The sequence below is a fragment of the Prevotella sp. AM23-5 genome, assembly GCF_003473645.1.
Taxonomy (GTDB): domain Bacteria; phylum Bacteroidota; class Bacteroidia; order Bacteroidales; family Bacteroidaceae; genus Prevotella; species Prevotella copri_A.
In genome coordinates this window covers 110,457-128,936 of sequence record NZ_QUCG01000003.1, presented here as the reverse complement: position 1 = coordinate 128,936, position 18,480 = coordinate 110,457, and the positions used below count along the sequence as shown (strand labels likewise).

At 46.6% G+C, this 18,480-nt stretch carries 16 protein-coding genes; 9 read left to right on the top strand and 7 right to left on the bottom strand.

Annotated elements, in window-relative coordinates; all coding sequences use genetic code 11:
- On the top strand, window positions 1–2,060 hold a 2,060-nt coding region (locus DW657_RS01890; protein ID WP_233546588.1), incomplete at its 5' end, for a TonB-dependent receptor.
- An 82-nt stretch (window positions 2,061–2,142) separates the two neighbouring features.
- Here DW657_RS01890 and DW657_RS01885 read toward each other — a convergent pair.
- The 3 genes from DW657_RS01885 to DW657_RS01875 all read right to left on the bottom strand — a co-directional run bounded on the left by DW657_RS01885 (window position 2,143) and on the right by DW657_RS01875 (window position 5,435).
- Window positions 2,143–3,015: a lipopolysaccharide assembly protein LapB gene (locus tag DW657_RS01885; RefSeq protein WP_118311202.1), complete on the bottom strand. Its 873-nt coding sequence runs from the start codon at window positions 3,013–3,015 to the stop codon at window positions 2,143–2,145.
- Between the two features lie 898 nt (window positions 3,016–3,913).
- Complete coding sequence (locus DW657_RS01880) at window positions 3,914–5,095, bottom strand: MFS transporter (RefSeq protein ID WP_118311201.1); 1,182 nt, start codon at window positions 5,093–5,095, stop codon at window positions 3,914–3,916.
- 13 nt (window positions 5,096–5,108) lie between these two features.
- Window positions 5,109–5,435, bottom strand: coding sequence for a multidrug efflux SMR transporter (locus DW657_RS01875; protein WP_117664025.1), 327 nt, complete (start codon window positions 5,433–5,435; stop codon window positions 5,109–5,111).
- 160 nt (window positions 5,436–5,595) lie between these two features.
- On the opposite strand from DW657_RS01875, the gene DW657_RS01870 reads away from it, so the two are divergent.
- Window positions 5,596–6,159, top strand: coding sequence for a Crp/Fnr family transcriptional regulator (locus DW657_RS01870; RefSeq protein ID WP_117664026.1), 564 nt, complete (start codon window positions 5,596–5,598; stop codon window positions 6,157–6,159).
- 253 nt (window positions 6,160–6,412) lie between these two features.
- Here DW657_RS01870 and DW657_RS01865 read toward each other — a convergent pair whose 3' ends face one another.
- The 3 genes from DW657_RS01865 to DW657_RS01855 are packed head-to-tail and all read right to left on the bottom strand — an operon-like array spanning window position 6,413 to window position 10,549.
- Entirely contained in the window at window positions 6,413–7,501 is a 1,089-nt protein-coding gene (locus tag DW657_RS01865) for a FecR family protein (protein WP_118311200.1), read from the bottom strand.
- Window positions 7,502–7,512: 11 nt separating this feature from the next.
- Window positions 7,513–7,977, bottom strand: coding sequence for a sigma-70 family RNA polymerase sigma factor (locus tag DW657_RS01860; RefSeq protein ID WP_369973460.1), 465 nt, complete (start codon window positions 7,975–7,977; stop codon window positions 7,513–7,515).
- 16 nt (window positions 7,978–7,993) lie between these two features.
- Window positions 7,994–10,549, bottom strand: a complete 2,556-nt coding sequence (locus DW657_RS01855) for an outer membrane beta-barrel family protein (RefSeq protein ID WP_118311198.1) — start codon at window positions 10,547–10,549, stop codon at window positions 7,994–7,996.
- A 193-nt stretch (window positions 10,550–10,742) separates the two neighbouring features.
- On the opposite strand from DW657_RS01855, the gene DW657_RS17555 reads away from it, so the two are divergent.
- The 7 genes from DW657_RS17555 (at window position 10,743) to DW657_RS01820 (ending at window position 17,745) form a co-directional block, all read left to right on the top strand.
- Entirely contained in the window at window positions 10,743–11,108 is a 366-nt protein-coding gene (locus DW657_RS17555) for a hypothetical protein (RefSeq protein WP_147381868.1), read from the top strand.
- 39 nt (window positions 11,109–11,147) lie between these two features.
- Window positions 11,148–13,322: a TonB-dependent receptor gene (locus DW657_RS01845; RefSeq protein ID WP_118311196.1), complete on the top strand. Its 2,175-nt coding sequence runs from the start codon at window positions 11,148–11,150 to the stop codon at window positions 13,320–13,322.
- Window positions 13,323–13,498: 176 nt separating this feature from the next.
- Window positions 13,499–14,863, top strand: a complete 1,365-nt coding sequence (locus DW657_RS01840; protein WP_118311195.1) for a sigma-54 dependent transcriptional regulator — start codon at window positions 13,499–13,501, stop codon at window positions 14,861–14,863.
- Between the two features lie 47 nt (window positions 14,864–14,910).
- Window positions 14,911–16,143: a PAS domain-containing sensor histidine kinase gene (locus tag DW657_RS01835; RefSeq protein ID WP_118311194.1), complete on the top strand. Its 1,233-nt coding sequence runs from the start codon at window positions 14,911–14,913 to the stop codon at window positions 16,141–16,143.
- A gap of 78 nt (window positions 16,144–16,221) precedes the next feature.
- A complete protein-coding gene (locus DW657_RS01830) occupies window positions 16,222–16,542 on the top strand; it encodes a nucleotidyltransferase domain-containing protein (RefSeq protein WP_118311193.1) in 321 nt (106 codons plus the stop codon).
- Window positions 16,543–16,547: 5 nt separating this feature from the next.
- A complete protein-coding gene (locus DW657_RS01825; RefSeq protein ID WP_089543306.1) occupies window positions 16,548–16,937 on the top strand; it encodes a HEPN domain-containing protein in 390 nt (129 codons plus the stop codon).
- 16 nt (window positions 16,938–16,953) lie between these two features.
- Window positions 16,954–17,745, top strand: coding sequence for a Fic family protein (locus DW657_RS01820; protein ID WP_118311192.1), 792 nt, complete (start codon window positions 16,954–16,956; stop codon window positions 17,743–17,745).
- Window positions 17,746–17,781: 36 nt separating this feature from the next.
- Here the strand turns inward: DW657_RS01820 and DW657_RS01815 are convergent, their stop codons facing one another.
- Window positions 17,782–18,462 carry an ABC transporter ATP-binding protein gene (locus DW657_RS01815; protein WP_118311191.1) on the bottom strand — a complete coding sequence of 227 codons (681 nt, stop codon included), beginning with the start codon at window positions 18,460–18,462 and terminating at the stop codon, window positions 17,782–17,784.
- Window positions 18,463–18,480: the final 18 nt, after the last annotated feature.

Genomic DNA, 18,480 nt, shown 5'->3' with positions numbered 1-18,480 from the left:
GCATCGGAAATGTGAGGATGCAGGCGAATTCATACCTGTTGAAAGGTGTGACCGTTGAAGCCGCAAGGGTTGTAGAAAAAGTAGATAGACAAATCATCTTCCCTACAAAAGAGCAGGTGAAAACGGCTTCCAATGGTTATGATCTGTTGGACAACTTGTCTTTGCCTACCATTATCGTAAATCGAGCAGAACGCAAAGTTCTGTCATTAAAGGGCGGAGATGTGCAAATACGCATCAACGATGTCAAGGCTAGCATGCAAGATGTATTGGCTTTGCAGCCGGATGAAGTTACAAAGGTGGAATTCATCAATGTTCCAGGACTCAAATATGGAGACAGCAATCTGGATGCAGTCATCAACTACCAGGTCCGCCGACGCTATGCCGGTTATGTGGGCGGAGTTTCTACGATGCAAGGCACCAAGGCAGGTTTCAATAATAGCGACGGTTATTTCAAATACAATGTGAAGAAATCGGAATTCAGCATCAACTACAGTTTCTCCTATCGCTCGGTAGAGGAACGAAGCTATGAGAGTCTCGGTACTTATCATCTGCCCACAGGAGAAACTCTACATCGCAATTATTTAGGTTATGATTCTCCGTTCCTATACACCACCAATAATGTACAGTTGGGTTATAATCTTAGTGAGCCAGACAAATATACATTGAATGTACGGTTGAATTTCTACAATCACAACAGTCCTGTGAGAGGCATGAACCAGCTTTATCAGGAAAGCGGCAAGGCAAATCAATATCTGCAAAACAACAGAAAAATGCTGGAGCAGATTCCATCTCTGGACATTTATTATTCGCTCAACATGCCCCATGACCAGAACCTGGCTCTGAACCTGGTGGGTACTTACATCGGCACAGATTACCAGTATCGTATGAGGGAATATACGTTCAACAAATCGCCGGATGAATCTGTAAAGAACGCTCCGCTGACCGATTACAGTTATGATGCAACTGGTAGAAAGCGCTCTCTTATTGGTGAAGGAACATACAGCAAGAACTGGAAACAGATGGCTTTATCGGTAGGTGGACAATATAATATCAGCCACACAGATAACATCTATGTGGGAAGCAGTAATGCTGATACGGAATTGAAGTACAGCAATCTCTATCTTTTCACCCAGCTACAGGGACAGCAGAAGTGGTTCAGTTATCAGGTGGGAGTTGGCGCAACCAGGTCTTCCATCCATCAGGGGGAGAACGGATACAGCAAATGGCTGTTTCGACCACAGGTAACTTTACAGGCAAAGGCTAGCGACCGTCTGAGTTTTAAATGGAGCAGCAAAATCACGTCAGACATCCCAAGCCTTTCCGACTTGAGCGAGTTGCGCCAATATTCCAACAGCTTTGAGGCGCGTGACGGCAATAGCGGTCTGAAGCCATTTACCGGCTACAACAATACCTTGTCGGCTTCCTGGAACATTCCGCTGATGTCTGTGTACCTGGAGGGAAACTGGACGTATTACGACAAGCCTATAGCTACTTCTATCTTGCCCGAAAAGCGGGAGGATGGCTCTTATCTCTTTGTGAGCAAACCGGAGAATCAGAAGAGTCATGATTACAAGCACCTGCTGTTGACTCCTGAAGTTCACCTCATCAAGGATCATCTGGATTTGAACCTTATGTGCGAGTATCAGAATGTCAATACAAAGGGTTTGGATTATTCCCACGAGTTCAATTACTTCAGTTATGGAGCAGAAATTCGGTACATGACGGGCAATTGGAACATTGGCTATGGTGCCTATAAGGTGGAAAAGAGTTTTTGGGGAGAAAAGACAAACGGCGGAGAGCCAACCTCCAATCTTGCCGTAACCTACAGTTATAAGAACTGGCAGTTTGGCGTTCTCGGATTATTCGTATTCTATCCTCATGGCTGCGTGTATAAGGATGAACTTTTCAACAAGTATGTGCAGCAGAAGAACAAGGTACGCCTTGCTGACCAGGGCAACATGCTTGTCTTTGCTGCAAGCTTCAACTTCAGTCATGGCCGCAAATACCATACAGGCAGCCGTAAGCTAAACAATAGCGATAGAGATAATGGTATCAGATAGAACGACGACTTGTAGTTATAAAAAATAATCTTTCTAACTGGGAAAATATTTTTTCCCAGTTAGAAAGATGAAATTCTATTATTCAGTATTCGTTATGGAAAACCTTATAGGGGTCCATCTGCTGCATTTTTTCCTTGATTTTCTGCTCTATTCCTTCTGATGGTTCCGGAATTTCGGCACCCATTTCCTTGGCAGCAGCCTCATCCTCGGCAGCACCGGCACTATCACCCAGACTTCTGCGAACCTCGCTGCGCTCGCGATACGCATCAATAGAGAAAGGATTTACCTCCATCACCTTACCATAGGTCTGTTCAGCCTCCTCCATCTTTCCCTGCGCCTTCTCTACACGAGCCTTCAGCAACAGCACATCCTCGTTGCCCGGAATATGCTCATAGAGGAAAGTTGCATCGAGTTCTGCCTCGGAAAGCTGAGCCTGATCCAACAGGATGCTGCCACGAAGCAATCGGGCGGCATAGAAATCATCACGCTTGCCTATCGCCTCTGTCAGCATCGACACGGCACGGGTTGCGTCGCCCAGCCCTCTGCAGGCTCTGGCATAGAAGAAATACGTCTCTACATTCTCTGCATCCAGCTGTAGAGCCTTGTCGCACACATCCGTCATGGCGATATAATCCTCCATCATATACGCCACATCCGCCATACGCAGCAACACCGCCACGTTGTCGGGCTGTGCCTCCGAGATTTTCTGCAACTGGGCGTAAGCCTGCTGCAGGTTGCCCATCGAGATGTAGGCACGAGAAAGATAGTCGCGGCATTCCAGATCTTCAGCATTCAGCTGCAGAGCTTGTTCCAGAAACTTGGCAGCAAGGTCGAATTGGTGCATTCTGAGAGCACGCACACCATCATATTTCACCATGTCGAAGCCCTTTTCCTTCTCCTGTTTCACTTCCTCAGTAGTCTTTTGCCCACCAAATAGCTTTTTAAATATGTTCATAATCCAACTATTTTTTTAGGTTTTGAATTGTTTTTGTTGAAATCGTATCAAACGACAGGGCAAAAATACGAATAAAATCCCGAAAAACGCCCCTTTTTTGGAAGAAATATTTTCTTTTTTCTGATTACGAGCAGAAGGTGACAAACTTAGACGCACGAATACCATCCACATAAACATCTGCTTGATAGGGAGTTAGAATTGTTTTTGATTTCAGTTAAAGGCATCAAAAATCTCAGTCTCAGTTGTCTCAGTTATTTTTCAAGTACCCCCTCTTTTTCTTTTATTCTTATATATCTATTATATATTTATATATAATTAATTAATAATCAATAAGTTACAAAAACAACAAAAAGGAAAGAAAGAGAAAAATGGGAAAATGATACCCCCTTATTTTTTTACTGAGACAACTGAGACTGAGACTGCTTCCAATTAATTGGAATGCCATTTTTTTATTAACTATCTGATAATAAGCCTTCTAGAAAAAGAGGAAGCGTTCCAGTTCCAGTTGTTCCAATTATTTTTTTAGCATATCCCACCTACCCCTATTTTATATATATTTATATATATTATATATATTAATAATTAATAAGTTATATAATATAAAGAAGCAAAGAAAAAGGACAAGCAAAAGATATAAACCCACTCAAAATTAATTGGAACAACTGGAACAATTGGAACAACCGGAACGCAGCCCCGAGAAAATCCCCTCTTCTCTGGAAGGCATTTCTCACTCCACAACCCAATCCGTGATGTTATGCGTAGCAGCATAGTTCGAGATTTCTGCATTTGCATTTAAGCATTATCCATCTTCTTGATTGGACGGATGATAAAACCATCTTTTGGCGCCATATAGTCTGCATTACTATATTCAAGCAGAAAGAATATTTGGCATCCACCCTTATGCCGTTTTTGAGTTGAAGCAATTAACAAGCAAGGAAGCTGCGGTAAAGGCAACTCCTACCCCTACCACACCCGTCCATCCATAATGTTGCCAGAATAGACCTGAAACAAATGTACCGGTAGAACCTCCCAAGAAGTAAATGGTCATATAAACGGTATTGACCCGGTTGATGGCGGATGCGTCAAGAGCGACCACACTGGTCTGATTTGACAGATGGACGCTTTGCATTCCGGCATCAATCAAGAGGATGGCGATTATCATCCACAAGTAACTGTCATTTCCCCAAAATGCCAACAACCATGCAAACAGGATGACGCATCCTCCGACAATAGAGAAGAATCTTGCGCCATACTTTTGGATATATCCGCTGATGAAAACCACCGTGGATGCACCTGCCAATCCGCACAAACCGAGTGCTCCGATAATATCGTCGCTTGCAAAGAAAGGCTCTTGCTTCATTCGGAAAGCAAGGCAACTCCACAAGGCAAAGAACGAGCCATAAGCCAATGCCGCCCTCAACGACGCGATACGCAAGTACGGGTATTTGGAAAGTAGGCGCAACAAGGATTTCCACAGCCCTGCATAACTTTCTCGTGAACGGGCAGGCAACACGGGCAGCATTTTGTGAATCATCAGAAAACACCCAAGCATAAACACGCAAGCCACAAAATAGACAGAACGCCATCCCCATATATCGGCGAGAAAACCACTGAATACCCGTGACCCAAGAATGCCTATGAGCAAACAGGACTGTATAATCCCCACGTTGCGCACCTTGTGGTCCGGAGCTGAATTATACGACACCAACGGAATGAAGAACTGCGGCATGACCGAAGATGCCCCGGCAAGCAAGGATGCGCCCCACACCCAGTAGATGTTCGGGGCGAGTGCTATGGCAAGCAAGGCGCACGAAGAAACGATGTAATTGGTCAATATCAGTCTCTTTCGTGAAACCAGGTCGCCAAGCGGAATGACCAATACAAGCCCTGCCACATAGCCTATCTGGGTCAATGTCGCCACCATGCTGGCAGAAAAATCGCTTACCGCGAAATCCTTAGCCATGCTGCCCAACAGAGGCTGGTTATAATAGCAGTTGGCAACGGAAAGCCCGGTAGCGACTGCCAGCAGCGCCAGCAGAGGCGCCGAAATGCCTTGGTTCTCCCTCAATTCATACTTCATCTTCTGCCTCCTTTCAATATGACACGATTTTCAATCCAATCAGGGAAGCAATAAGCGTGAACAGAAAGAAAAGACGGATGGGAGAGGCCGGCTCCTTGAAGACGAATATCCCTATCAAGACCGTGCCGACCGCCCCGATACCCGTCCAAATGGCGTATGCCGTTCCCAAAGGTAAAGTCTGAACCGCCTTGGCAAGCAGGGTCATGCTCAATACTGTGGAAGCCAAGAAGCCGCTACCCCACAGATAAAAAACAAGTCCTGACGCAGCTCTCGCTTTACCCAAGCAGAATGTAAGGCTCACCTCAAACAATCCTGCCAATAATAAGATTATCCAATTCATAACTATGATTTATTAAATTCAGGTGCAAAAGTAAGTAAATAATCTCTAATTGCTTTTTTCATTTGGTAAAAACTGATTTTACATTTGCAAAAAAACAGCCGTTCATTTCCGTTTTTATGTGCAATTTTATAATTTTGCACACCAAATACAACAATGAGTTATGGATATAAAGGAAATCATCAATCAAAGATATGCCATGCCGGATGCGTCTTTGGATAGATTGCGGCAATGCCTGAGTGAGGTTTCGTACCCCAAAGGATTCCGCGTGTTGGAAAACGGCAAGATAGAAAAGGATATCTTTTTTATCAAGAACGGCATTGTCCGCGCTTACACTTCGGTGGACGGGAAAGAAATCACCTTTTGGGTTGGCAAGGAAGGAGCGACCCTTGTTTCCATGAAAGGATACGTGAACGATGAGCCGGGATATGAGACGATGGAGCTGATGGAAGATTCTGTCTTATACGTATTGAAGAAGAAAAAGCTGAAAGAATTGTTTACGGAAGACTTGCATATTGCCAATTGGGGTCGGCGTTATGCGGAGATGGAATTGCTTGCCACCGAGGAACGGCTGATTTCCATGTTGTCCGCCATTGCTTCGGAACGGTACAAAGAGTTGTTAGAGAAAGAACCCGAGTTGTTGCAACGGTTGCCGTTGGGAAACATTGCTACCTATTTAGGCATAACACAGGCAAGTCTGAGCCGGATCAGGGCACAAATAAAGTGACGTAATTCGGCGGATATTCCATAGTTTTTTAATATTACTCAAAGCTCAAAGCCATGAGCAAAATTACAAATGTTCCCTCAGAAATGCGAAACTTGAATTAAAAATACAAGATTGGGATAAAGAAAGAACAAACTTTCCTTTTCAAAAGGAAATAATTGCCGATTTCTTTCCTTTTTAGAAGGAAACTTTCTACATTTGCAGCCGATTGCAGGAATCGATTTTGATGGAATAGGAAAAGGGGCAAGACCATGGCTCAAAGCACCATGATCTTGCCCTTTTCTATTCTGACTTTTGCCACACCCATCTCGTTCAGCGCCGTGATGATTTCCTGCAGGCTTGCCCTGCGGGAGAAGCGGAAGTGGATGAGCTTATCCATATTCGCCTGGGATTGGAAGACTACGGTCTTGTTGTACCAGGCTCCGATGTCGCTCATCGCTTCTGCCAGCGTAACCTGATCCATATCGAAATCGCCTTCCAGCCAGTCGGAGGCTGAAGGGGAAGCCTTAGACACCACAATCTTATCCGCCTGAAGCGTGGCAGTCTGACCTGGGCGCATTTCCACTTCCGTATCGGCATTGCTCACCTTCACCTTGCCCTGCATCAGGGTTACCTTTGGGGCATCCTTGCGATAGGCTTTCACATCGAATACGGTACCTAACACCTGCGTCTGCATCTCTCCTGCCTTTACCACGAAAGGCCGATGAGGATTCTTGGTTACTTCGAAATGAGCCTCGCCCTTCAGACGGACTTCCCGGACTTCTGCATCATCGAAAGATGCAGGATATTCGAGCGTAGAATTGGCGTTGAGCATCACCTTGGTACCATCGCTCAGCGTTACCAATGTGGTGGTTGCTGCCGGGGTAGAAACCACGCAATAGCCATCGCTCAGGGTCTGCTCCACCTGCTTGGGAGAAGTGACCTCCGAGAAAAGTTCCATGGAGAACTCCGTAGGCTGAGAAATCTCCTGGGATGAACGGAAAATAAAAAGGAAGAGGCTTGCCGCTACTGCAACTGAGGCAGTAATCCAAGCCAGGATTCGGGCTTTGGAAATCTTTCTGGATGAAGATTCTCCTCCGATTTCATTCTCTATCTTTTTCCCAGACAATTCATCTTCTGCCTTCTGTAGATGTTCCTTCTCTGAAGAAATATGCTTCTTCTCGAAAGCTTCCCAAGCTGCCAGCGTTTCTTCCTTCGAAGGCTCATCGCCCAGGGCTTCCCCGAATATCTGGGAAAGCCGGGCATCAGAAACATTTTCTGAAACTTTCTCAGAAGCATTCTCAGAAACATTTTCTGATACAGAATCCATTCTATAATCCAGTTTTTGATCTTGATTCTTATTCATGATTTTTCCTCCTAATTCTCTATGTTTGTATGCTTCATTCGCTCGCGCAAGATGGTGAGTGCCTTGGAAATATGCTTCTTTACGGTGTTGGGACTGATGCCCAGCCTGTCGGCTGCCTGCTGATAGGTGAGATGCTCGAAATAGCAGAGGCGGAGTATCGTGCAGGTGGGTTCCTTCAGCTCCCTCGCAATCTGCTCCGCCTGTTGCAGCAGGCGCTCGTGCTCCTCATACTGGGTACTCATATCATACCGGGTGGCCTCTATCAGCGCCTCTACATTGGTCTGTTCCACCTGCTGGTGCTTGAGCCAGTTGAGACAGGCATTTCTCACCGATGCGTAGAGCCAGCTCCTCCTTGTTTCCATCTGCAAGGAGGAGAATTGGTTCCACGCCTTCTCGAAAACATCTCCCACAACGTCACGGGCCTCGTTGCTGTCTCCCAAAAGGGACACGGCATAACGCACCAATCGAGGATACATTTCCAGGAATAGCTGCTTAAAGTCGTTGTCTTTCGCTCTGTCCTGCGCCACTACCTTTATATTTATTTCTTGTTGCATTGAATGTGTATCTCACATTCATAAGAATTTTCTGATTATCTGCATATCGGGTAAACGTGCGATGCGACTGCGTGCCGTTTGCCTCGAAATAATAATATCCTGTATGCAAGAGGTCTTGCACTACAAACATCACCTTGAGGGCATCATTCTTCATGAAATTCTTGGAAACCCGGAACTGCATGTTGCCCGTACATTTCCTCCTTCCGATTCCCATCTCCGCCCTCGTGCTGACATTGCCCGAAAGATTCATGAACCACCGGTGGGGAAGCCTCAGATTGTTGTTCATGCTGAATGTAAACTGAGGCTGGTTTTTGCCAAACTCGGGGATATTGAGATGATCTACATTATCATGACCGTAGAAGACACTCGCCGTGAGGTTAGGATACCAGATTCCAAACGAAGGCGCCACACGGATATTGGCTCCACAATAGTAGGAATGAGGCACCGAAGCCATCGTCTGCAAAAGCACACTCGGATGATTCACCTCGTCGTAAGGCTTGTACCAGGTCATGTACATATCAAGTACATAGTTGTAGTAAGCCATGAACGACAACCACTTGTAATTGCCCGACAGGTTGAAACTGTGCTGCTTCTGAGGTTTGAGATGAGGGTCACCGGACTTGTACTCGTACTTGCTGTCGTAGTCGATGCTGCTCTGAAGCATGACGTAGATAGGACTGTACTTGTTCAGACGATAGGAGAAGGCAAGATTCAGATTATCCTTGCTGTAGCCGATGGATGCAAATGGAATCCAATCCCTGTAGCTGGGACTCTGTTCCGCCTGCAGCACATCCTTCTCGTAATAATCGGTTTTCTGGTATTCGTATCGCAAACCGGCTCCATAGTTCATGTGTCCGATGTTCAGATAATACTCCAGGAATCCGGCATAGATAGACTGGCGGATGTGGTTGAAGGCATCGGCAGAAAAGCCGCTCTGGGTGAAGTCGTTGTGGCGGTTAGTAAACATCTCTTCCGTTCCGAAGGAAAGCCTACCCTTCCACAAAGGTCCCGACACCACCAGCTTGGCAGCATAGAGATTACTCTTCACCTTGCTCTCTGATTCCGCATCCAGCTGTCCGTCGTTTATCGCCGTCTGGGTGCTCTGGCTCACCTTATTATAGAAGTCGCCATTGAAATTGATGTTCCATTTGCCGAAATCGCCATTATAATAGGCGTTCACGCTATGCGACCAATGGGGCTTGCTTTTCGAAAACAGATCTACGCCCATGCTTTCCGTCAGTTTACCATTCTCCCACACATCGGTAGCTCCCCAGCTGTGAGTGTAGTTGTTACCTATCATGTTGGTTGTCTCATAGCGCATACCCAGCGATTGCTGCTCAGAAATCTCATAGTTGAAACCTGCGTTCATAAGAATCTCTCCACCAAGGGTTTTCGTGGTTCTACGGCTGTTGAATTCCCAGTCGCTGGTGGTATGGAGCTGGGTTTCGGAATGGGCGGTGGTGTGCGAGCGATCCAATCCCGCTCCCACTTCGCCGAAGATATCGAGTCCGCCCGTGCGGTAGTTCAACTGCACATCCTCATAGCCATGAGGCGAATAACGGCCCTGCATATATTCAGAATAAAGGCTTCCGCTCAAGCCCTGTCCGCGCTTGCGAACGGCACGCAGACGGATTACGGCATTAGTCTTGGAACTATACTGCGCTCCGGGAACGGTAACAATTTCTGCCTTCAGAATATCCTTGGCGCTCAATCGCTTGAGTTCGTTCAGATTCTCCAATTTCCTGCCGTTGAGATAAATCTCGGGCGCTCCACGGCCGATGATTTCCCAACTGCCTGCTTCACCCGAAACGAAAGGCAACTGGCTGATCATATCTTCTGCAGAGCCCAGTTCGCCCAGGATGGTACCGGATACCAGGGTGGTGAAGGCGCCGTCCTTATACACCACATTGGGGCGGGTACTCTTGATGGTTACCGCCTTCAGCTGCTGGGTGTCGGGATGCAGACCGATGTGCATGGTAGGCTTGCAGGCCAAGGTCTGCGACTTATAGCCCACAAACGAAACCTTCAGCATCACATCCTTATCGGCATAAGGAAGCACGAAACTTCCATCCTCCGCCGTTACGCAACCTGCCACATAAGCCTTGCTGACGGAGGAAATCAACACCACGTTGGCAAAAGGCAGAGGCTTCTGGTGCTCATCCACCACCCTGCCCTTGATCTGTTCCACCCGGGTTGTCTTGCCCGTGTATTGTACGGCAAAATAGGTGTTATGCTCTACGAAGGAGAAAGGTTTCCCCTGCAGCACCATCTCCAGGGCTTCCTTCTGTCGCTTAGCCTGGATATTGGCGGTTACGTGATATGGGTCAGTAGCCTGATAGGCAAAGAGGATATTCTTCTCGCCCGCCTTTTCAATCTTCTTCAACACGGAAGTAAGCGTTTCGTTATGCACCTGAAAGGTCACACCTCTGCTTTGAGCAAATAGGGAAATGCTCAAGACAAGACACAGTATAAGGGAAGTCGTTCTTTTCATCATTTTTTCTTGTTTTTATGATTCTACTTTGTTCATAATACAACATCCCCCTGGAATCGGGTACGCCTATTTTAAAAATTTTGTTGCAAAAATACAAAAATAATTGGGAATTGCAGCATTTTAGGAAGAAATGATTAACTTTGCAAACGGAAAAATCAGAAGACTGTAGATAATTGCAGAAAATAAATATTGTTAAATGCAGAGGATAACACATAAGAGAATCCGAATTTCCTGGCTGCTGCTATTGGTTTACCTGCCGATGCTGCTGGTCGTTACGTTTCACCATCATGGTGAAGCGCAGGGAACTCATGCAGATTTCTATTGTGCAGATTGCGCCCATCATGTTCATCACGACGGCCATCTGATAGCCCTGCAGAATACCATGCACGACTGTGTGCTCTGCCAATTGCAAAGCACACCTTATCTGGCTCCATCCCTCGTGGTATGGGTTGCCATCACCGTGCTCCATCTCTCCCCTCGCCGTGCCTTCTGCTCTCCTTGCCTGTGCAGGGCGAAGGGGGTAAAATCTACCCGTGCTCCACCTTATTATCAGTTTTTATAAATAATTGAAAATTAACATAATAAGGTAATTAATAACATAATGAGAACAATATTGAAATCAATATTGCTGATGAGCCTATGCTCGTCGGCAACAGCCCCTGCTATGGCTATAAACGGAGCAGATAATAACAAGGAAAAGTCAAGCATTCATGGTATGGAAAACAGCGATTCCATCAAGCACCAGCCTCTGACAGAATCGAGCGTGAAACTGAATGAAGTGGTGGTTACGGGATTGACTGGCAGCCAGAAGCTCAAACAGTCACCAGCACCCATCTCTTTCGTTTCTGCCCGCCAACTCGAAATGCAGCCTTCAACCAACATCATCGACGCCATCGCTCATCAGCCAGGCGTTTCGCAGATTACCACGGGAAGCGGAATCTCCAAACCCGTGATTCGTGGATTGGGATTTAACCGTGTGGTCGTAGTGAATGATGGAGTCAGACAGGAAGGACAGCAATGGGGCGATGAACACGGAATAGAAATCGACCCCGCTTCGGTTCATTCCGTAGAGATTCTGAAAGGTCCGGCAAGTCTCATGTATGGATCGGATGCGATGGCAGGCGTCCTCATCTTCCACTCCGCTCCTACCCTTGCCAAGGGCGACATGAGAGCAAATTTCTCAACGGGTTATCAAACCAACAACGGACTTTTTGATTATTCGCTCAACTTTGCCGGCAACCAGGGCGGATTCGTCTGGAACACCCGCTACAGCGGAAAGATGGCGCATGCCTACAAGAATAAATACGATGGTTATGTCTTCGGTTCTTCACTCCGAGAACAGGCCCTTTCGCAGCTCCTCGGTTGGAATTATCGCCAGGGACATTCGCATCTCACACTCGATTATTATCATCTCACTCCGGGCATCGTAGAGGGAGAAAGAGATGAGAAAACGGGCGAACTGGAAATTCCGGATGGCTACGATGCCAAGAGTTACGGCAAACCGATGCCTTATCAGCAGATTCACCATTACAAGGCGGTGCTCGACAATTCCTGGTTCCTGGGCGACGGCAATCTGAAACTCCTCTTGGGTTATCAGCAGAACCGCCGTCAGGAGTTTGAGGAGGAAGAGAATCCGAAGGAATGCGGACTCGACTTCATGCTCCATACCGTGAATTACGACCTGCATTATCTCTCGCCGGAAATGAATGGCTGGAAATTCTCAATAGGTGTCAACGGCATGTGGCAGCAATCAATTAACAAGGGAACAGAGTTCCTGATTCCAGCCTATCATCTCTTCGATTACGGCGTGTTTGCCACGGTGAGCAAGAAAATAGGCAAGTTGAATCTGAGCGGCGGAATCAGATACGATCATCGCCACCTGCACAGCGAAGCGGATTCTTTCCGTTTTCAAGCCTTTAAGCGCAGCTTTGAGGGAGTAACCGGAAGCATTGGCTTGGCTTACGAAATCCTGCCCGATTTCAATATCAAGCTGAACCTGGCAAGAGGATTCCGTGCGCCTAACATCAGCGAATTATCATCGAATGGTGTGCACGAGGGAACCCAGCGATACGAATTGGGAAATACCGGTCTGAAGCCTGAGAACAGCTGGCAATTCGACCTCGGTTTGGACTATTCTTCGTCTATTATTTCGGCAGAACTCTCGCTGTTTGCCAATCGCATTAACCATTACATCTATAGCGAGAAGTTGGCAGATGAGAACAATCAGCCTATCCTCATCGACGACACGCCTGCCTATCAGTTTACTTCGGGCGACGCCCGCATTCTGGGTGGTGAGGCGAGCATCGACATCCATCCTGTAGAGCATCTGCACTTCGGCAACACTTTCTCGTATGTCAACTCCGTGCAATTGCATCAGCCATCCGAATCTAAGTATCTGCCATTCACCCCAGCTCCCCGTTGGATTTCGGATGTAAGATATGAGTTTGTCTGCAACGGCAGGACTTTCGACCATCTCTTCGTCAAGCTGCAGATGGATTGCAATCTTCGCCAGAACCATTATTTCGCAGCCAACGATACGGAGACCGCCACGCCATCCTACACCTTATTAAATATGTATGCCGGTACCGACGTGAAGCTTCACGGCAAGCGCCTTCTCTCGCTCTATCTTTCGGGCGAGAATATTACCAACCGTGCTTACCAGAACCACCTGAGCCGTCTGAAGTATCTGGCGGAAAACACGGTTACGGGCAGAAGAGGCGTTTACAACATGGGGCGCAACTTCTGTATCAAAGTAGTGGTTCCGATAGAACTGTAATTCTCCTTTTTAGAATAAGCAATTCCTCATCAGGAATCAGAATTTGGAATAAATAAATGCCGATAGGGTGCCAAAAACTACAGAAAAAGTAACTTTTGGCGCCACTATCGGCATTTTTTCGTCTAATAATTAGACAATAATGACCCATTTCCGATGATATTTCGTAACTTTGCACCATGATAAAGAAACAAGGAACGATATTGATTGTTGATGACAACCGCAACATTCTTACTACGGTGAGGATGCTGCTGGAACCCATATTCGATGGCATTATCACCATCGCCAACCCTAACTCCATCCCAGCCAAGCTGAGAGAGGAGCATCCCGACGTGGTGCTCCTCGACATGAACTTCTCCAGCGGAATCAATTCGGGAAACGAGGGACTGTACTGGCTCAGGGAAATCAAGAGCCTCAGCCCGAAAACCGAAGTGGTGCTCTTTACTGCCTATGCCGACATCCAACTTGCCGTAACAGGCATCAAGGAAGGTGCCGCCGACTTCATCGTGAAGCCTTTTGAAAACGAGAAGATGATCCGCACGCTGGTAGAGGCTAGGGATAAGAACAAGGCTGTGGATAACGCTATTGGCAAAAAAGGTGGAAAACTTTGTGGAAAAGATGCACAAAGTGCTATGTATTGGGGAGATAGCGAAGTTATGAACAATTTGAGAAGCATTGTGGAAAAAGTTGCCGCAACCGATGCTAACATCCTGATTACAGGCGAAAACGGAACAGGTAAAGAGGTGTTAGCCAACGAAATACACCGTTTATCCACAAGATGTGGGAAAAAGATGCTGCCTGTGGATATGGGAGCCATTACGGAAACCCTTTTCGAGAGCGAACTCTTCGGTCATGTGAAGGGTGCTTTTACTGATGCCAAGGTGGATAAACCGGGCAAGTTTGAACTTGCCGACGGCAGTACCATCTTCCTGGACGAGATAGGAAACCTATCCTATGGTCTTCAGGCAAAACTCCTTACCGCCCTGCAACGCAGAAGCATCGTAAGAGTGGGCGGAAGTACGCAGATTCCCATCAACGTACGACTGGTTTGCGCCACCAACCGCAATCTGCAGCAGATGGTAAACGATGGCGAATTCAGAGAAGATCTGCTCTACCGCATCAACACCATCCATCTGGAATTGCCTGCCCTGAGACAAAGAAAATCAGACATCGTTCCATTGGCAGAAAGATTCCTCCGTCAATATGGCGATTTATATAATAAGGTGAATCTCCGTCTTTCGGAAGAAGCAGAGAAAAAACTTATCAGTTTGCCTTGGTACGGCAACATCCGTGAACTTCAGCACGCCATCGAGAAAGCCGTGATTCTATCTGACGGCGGAATGATTTCTGCCGAAGATATTGACGGCGGAAACCAGCAGAGAAGAGAGAAGCCCCTGGAAGAGGTTCAGACGCTCGACGAGATGGAGAGCCGAATGATAGAGAAAACCATCAGGGAATGTGAAGGAAACCTGTCGGTGGTAGCCGCAAGACTGGGCATTTCCCGCCAGACGCTTTACAATAAGATTAAGCGATACGGAATTTAAGTGAAAAACAAAAAGTGAAGAGTGAAGAATTCTATAGTTTTTGAGGTATGGATATTAATAAGGTGATTATTATTGTGCTTTTGCTCGTTGCTGTAGTGGGTTACATTCGCCTTTACCGCCACTATCGCCGCAACATCAAGAAGGTAACCTTCCTTTTTGATGCGATAGATAATGGGGATTTCTCCTTCAACTTTCCTACGGAGAAGGGGTTTAAGGAGGATAAGATCCTGCACAAATCCCTCAACCGAATCAAACTCTTCCTGCAATATACGAGAGAGGAGCAGATGGATCGGGAGAAATATTACGAGCAGATTCTGAATGCGGTGGATACGGGCATCCTGGTGGTGGATGACCACGACAACATCCTGCAGCACAACCAGGCTGCCCTCCGATTGCTCGATACGGATGTGCTTACCCACATGAACCAGGTAAAAGGGAAACTGAAGGATGAGCACCTGGCAAAACATGAGACGCAAGCTATGCTGAAAGACAAGCACGTGCGCATCATCGCCCTGAGCGACGTGAGCCACGAGCTGAGCAACCAGGAAGTGGATTCTTGGATCAAGCTGATTCGTGTGCTGACCCATGAAATCATGAATACCATCACGCCGGTTACTTCGTTGAGCGAGACTCTGCTTACCCGAGTTACAGAGGATAAAGACCTGAAGCAAGGCTTGGAAACCATCCACAAAACAGGAACCGAACTGTTGGCTTTCGTCAACAACTATCGCCGTTTCACCCATGTTCCCCAGCCTCAGCCTGCTCTTTTCTATGTGGAACCATTCCTGGAAAGAATGGCGCTGCTCTGCAACCACGAAGTAGAGATAGAAGTTTCTCCCAAGGATTTGCTGGTTTATGCCGATGAGAGCCTCCTCTCTCACGTAGTAACGAATCTTCTGAAGAATGCCGTAGAAGCTTTCAACGGGCAGGAAAAGTTATCTGCAGAAAGAAACAAGCAAGATGGAAATGTGCAGGGTAGGAACAAGCAGGAATGCCGCTCCGCGGATTTGCAATCCGCGGCTAGCAAGAAGGCATTTATCCATCTCCAAGCCTACGCCAATGCCCAGGAATCCATCATCATCAACGTGAGCAACAACGCCGGTCTCATCCCCGAAGATGTAGCCTCCCACATTTTCATCCCGTTCTTCACCACGAAGCCGGAAGGAAGCGGAATCGGTCTCTCCCTCTCCCGCCAAATCATGCGAGTAAGCGGCGGCAGCCTCTCGCTCCATCAGGACAAGGCACAGGGAATCACCACCTTCCGCATCATCATCCCATAAAAAAGTATAATTTTGAGGAAGAAAGTTTGGCACTTTCACTTTTTTACCATATCTTTGCCATTATAAAAGATTAAGCTTATGTCAACAGACGATAAGACCATATTAAAGATAAAAGAAATAGCCAAATCTGCTATTCCTTTAGGCAGCAAGGCTATATTGTATGGATCAAGAGCGAGAGGTGATGCTCGCAACGATTCAGACTGGGACATTCTTATCCTTTTAGATAAAGCCAAACTGGAGCAAACAGACTATGACAAAGTAAGTTACCCGTTTGTCTTGTTAGGTTGCGACCTCGGCACAGAAATCAATCCCATTCTTTACACAAAGAAAGAATGGGAATCGTATAACTTCACCCCTTTTTACGAGAATGTAAATCGAGACGGCATTAGTTTAATATAAAAGTTATGGATCAAGTAAACAAAGACACATTAATCAGTCTGCAAGTAGAAAAAGCCAAGCGCTTTTTAACTCAAGCAGATGAAATGGTTGAACTAAAGCATTGGGATTTAGCAGCCAATCGCTATTATTATGCCTGCTTCCATGCCGTACAAGCTCTATTCATAGCAAAAGGTGTTAATGCCCACACTCATGCCGGCATTAATACCCAATTCAGTTTACACTTCGTAAAGACTGGTATCGTAGATATCTCTTATGGCAGTTTCCTCGCCCGTATGTTCCAATTAAGGCAAAAAGCCGATTACAACTGCGCCTACGAAATTTCCGAAAATGACATCCTGGAAATTATTGGCTTATCACACGATTTTATAAAAGCCATATTAAACTTAGTCAAATAATTACTTACAGAAGATTATGGCATTCGAAAAGGAAATCAAGGAATACGAGGATTTGAGAGGAAAATATCAAACCCTTATCATCAATAAAATGGATAGAGAAGAGTACATCAAATATAACGAAGTACTCTTCTCTACCCATTCGTGCGCCATTGAAGGCAACTCATTCTCCGTAGATGATACCCGGGAACTGAAGGAGAAAGGATTAGGGATGATTCCTGCCGGAAAGACTCTTTTCGAAGCTTTCGAAATGCTCGACCACTTCGAAGCCTTTGAGTACATGATGCAAAACACGCAACATCCACTCGACGAGAATCTTCTGAAAGAAATCAACAGACGGGTTACCAGCCATACGCTTTCCTACCGTTCCCCAGAAGCTATTCCGGGCGAATACACCACCACGGACATGGCTGCAGGCGATACGGTATTTGGCGACCACGAAGAACTCATCGCCAGAGTTCCCAAGCTGTTGGAATCTACCGAAAAAGCCATCGTTTCGGCAGCCGTTCATCCCATGATTCTTGCCGCCCGCTTCCATGGCTTCTACGAATATCTTCATCCCTTCCGTGATGGGAATGGAAGAACAGGCCGACTCATCAGCAACTACATTCTCTTAAGATTGAATCATCCTCTCCTCATCATCCCATCCGAAGCCCGTCAGGAATATATTTCTGCTCTTCGTATGATTCGCACAGAAGCAACCGACGAGCACCTCGTCCGCTTCTTCTTCAAGATGGCAATACAGAGAATGGAAGAAGAGCTGAAGCAGAAAGAGGCTAACACCAAGCGATTTATGACATTCCTCTTCTAACAAAGCATAGGGTGCCCCTCAGAAGAAACAGAAACACTAAAGCTGATTGCCCTCCGTTTCCACAATCTGTCCATCAAACAGGCGGATGGTGCGATGGGCTATCTTGGCATCATGCTCATTATGCGTTACCATGACGATGGTGGTGCCCTCGTGGTTCAGCTCAGTAAGCAGATGCATCACCTCGGCACCATTCTTGGAATCGAGGTTACCCGTAGGCTCATCGGCAAGGATAAGTTTCGGACCGAAGACCACGGCACGGGCGATGGCAACCCTCTGCTGCTGACCACCTGACAGTTGGTGAGGGAAATGCTTGGCACGATGGCTGATGGCCATTCGCTTCATAATCGCCTGCACCTTAGCCTTGCGCTCCGCCTTCGGAATGTTGAGGTAGGTAAGAGGAAGCTCGATGTTCTCCTCTACATTCAATTCATCTATCAGATTGAAGCTCTGGAACACAAAACCGATTTCTCCCTTTCTCACATCCGTACGCTCTTTTTCCTTCAGGTTTGCCACCTCGTGATTACCCAGGAAATATTTTCCAGAAGTTGGGTTATCCAATAATCCAAGGATATTGAGTAAAGTGGATTTGCCACAACCGGATGGTCCCATAATGGCGACAAACTCGCCGTCTTCTACTGTGAAAGATACGTTATTTAAAGCAATCGTCTCCACATCTTCTGTGCGGAATGACTTGCAAAGATTCTCTATTTTAAGCATTTTCTTATCTTTTTACTT

Excerpts from the sequence above, each read along its gene's own strand:
- DW657_RS01880 (WP_118311201.1), bottom strand. The coding sequence starts at position 5,095 with ATGAAGTATGAATTGAGGGAGAACCAAGGCATTTCGGCGCCTCTGCTG.
- DW657_RS01820 (WP_118311192.1), top strand. The coding sequence starts at position 16,954 with ATGGCATTCGAAAAGGAAATCAAGGAATACGAGGATTTGAGAGGAAAA.
- DW657_RS01815 (WP_118311191.1), bottom strand. The coding sequence starts at position 18,462 with ATGCTTAAAATAGAGAATCTTTGCAAGTCATTCCGCACAGAAGATGTG.
- DW657_RS01855 (WP_118311198.1), bottom strand. The coding sequence starts at position 10,549 with ATGATGAAAAGAACGACTTCCCTTATACTGTGTCTTGTCTTGAGCATT.
- DW657_RS01845 (WP_118311196.1), top strand. The coding sequence starts at position 11,148 with ATGAGAACAATATTGAAATCAATATTGCTGATGAGCCTATGCTCGTCG.
- DW657_RS01875 (WP_117664025.1), bottom strand. The coding sequence starts at position 5,435 with ATGAATTGGATAATCTTATTATTGGCAGGATTGTTTGAGGTGAGCCTT.
- DW657_RS01830 (WP_118311193.1), top strand. The coding sequence starts at position 16,222 with ATGTCAACAGACGATAAGACCATATTAAAGATAAAAGAAATAGCCAAA.
- DW657_RS01860 (WP_369973460.1), bottom strand. The coding sequence starts at position 7,977 with ATGTATCCTCGATTGGTGCGTTATGCCGTGTCCCTTTTGGGAGACAGC.
- DW657_RS01840 (WP_118311195.1), top strand. The coding sequence starts at position 13,499 with ATGATAAAGAAACAAGGAACGATATTGATTGTTGATGACAACCGCAAC.
- DW657_RS01825 (WP_089543306.1), top strand. The coding sequence starts at position 16,548 with ATGGATCAAGTAAACAAAGACACATTAATCAGTCTGCAAGTAGAAAAA.
- DW657_RS01870 (WP_117664026.1), top strand. The coding sequence starts at position 5,596 with ATGGATATAAAGGAAATCATCAATCAAAGATATGCCATGCCGGATGCG.
- DW657_RS01885 (WP_118311202.1), bottom strand. The coding sequence starts at position 3,015 with ATGAACATATTTAAAAAGCTATTTGGTGGGCAAAAGACTACTGAGGAA.
- DW657_RS17555 (WP_147381868.1), top strand. The coding sequence starts at position 10,743 with ATGCAGAGGATAACACATAAGAGAATCCGAATTTCCTGGCTGCTGCTA.
- DW657_RS01865 (WP_118311200.1), bottom strand. The coding sequence starts at position 7,501 with ATGAATAAGAATCAAGATCAAAAACTGGATTATAGAATGGATTCTGTA.
- DW657_RS01835 (WP_118311194.1), top strand. The coding sequence starts at position 14,911 with ATGGATATTAATAAGGTGATTATTATTGTGCTTTTGCTCGTTGCTGTA.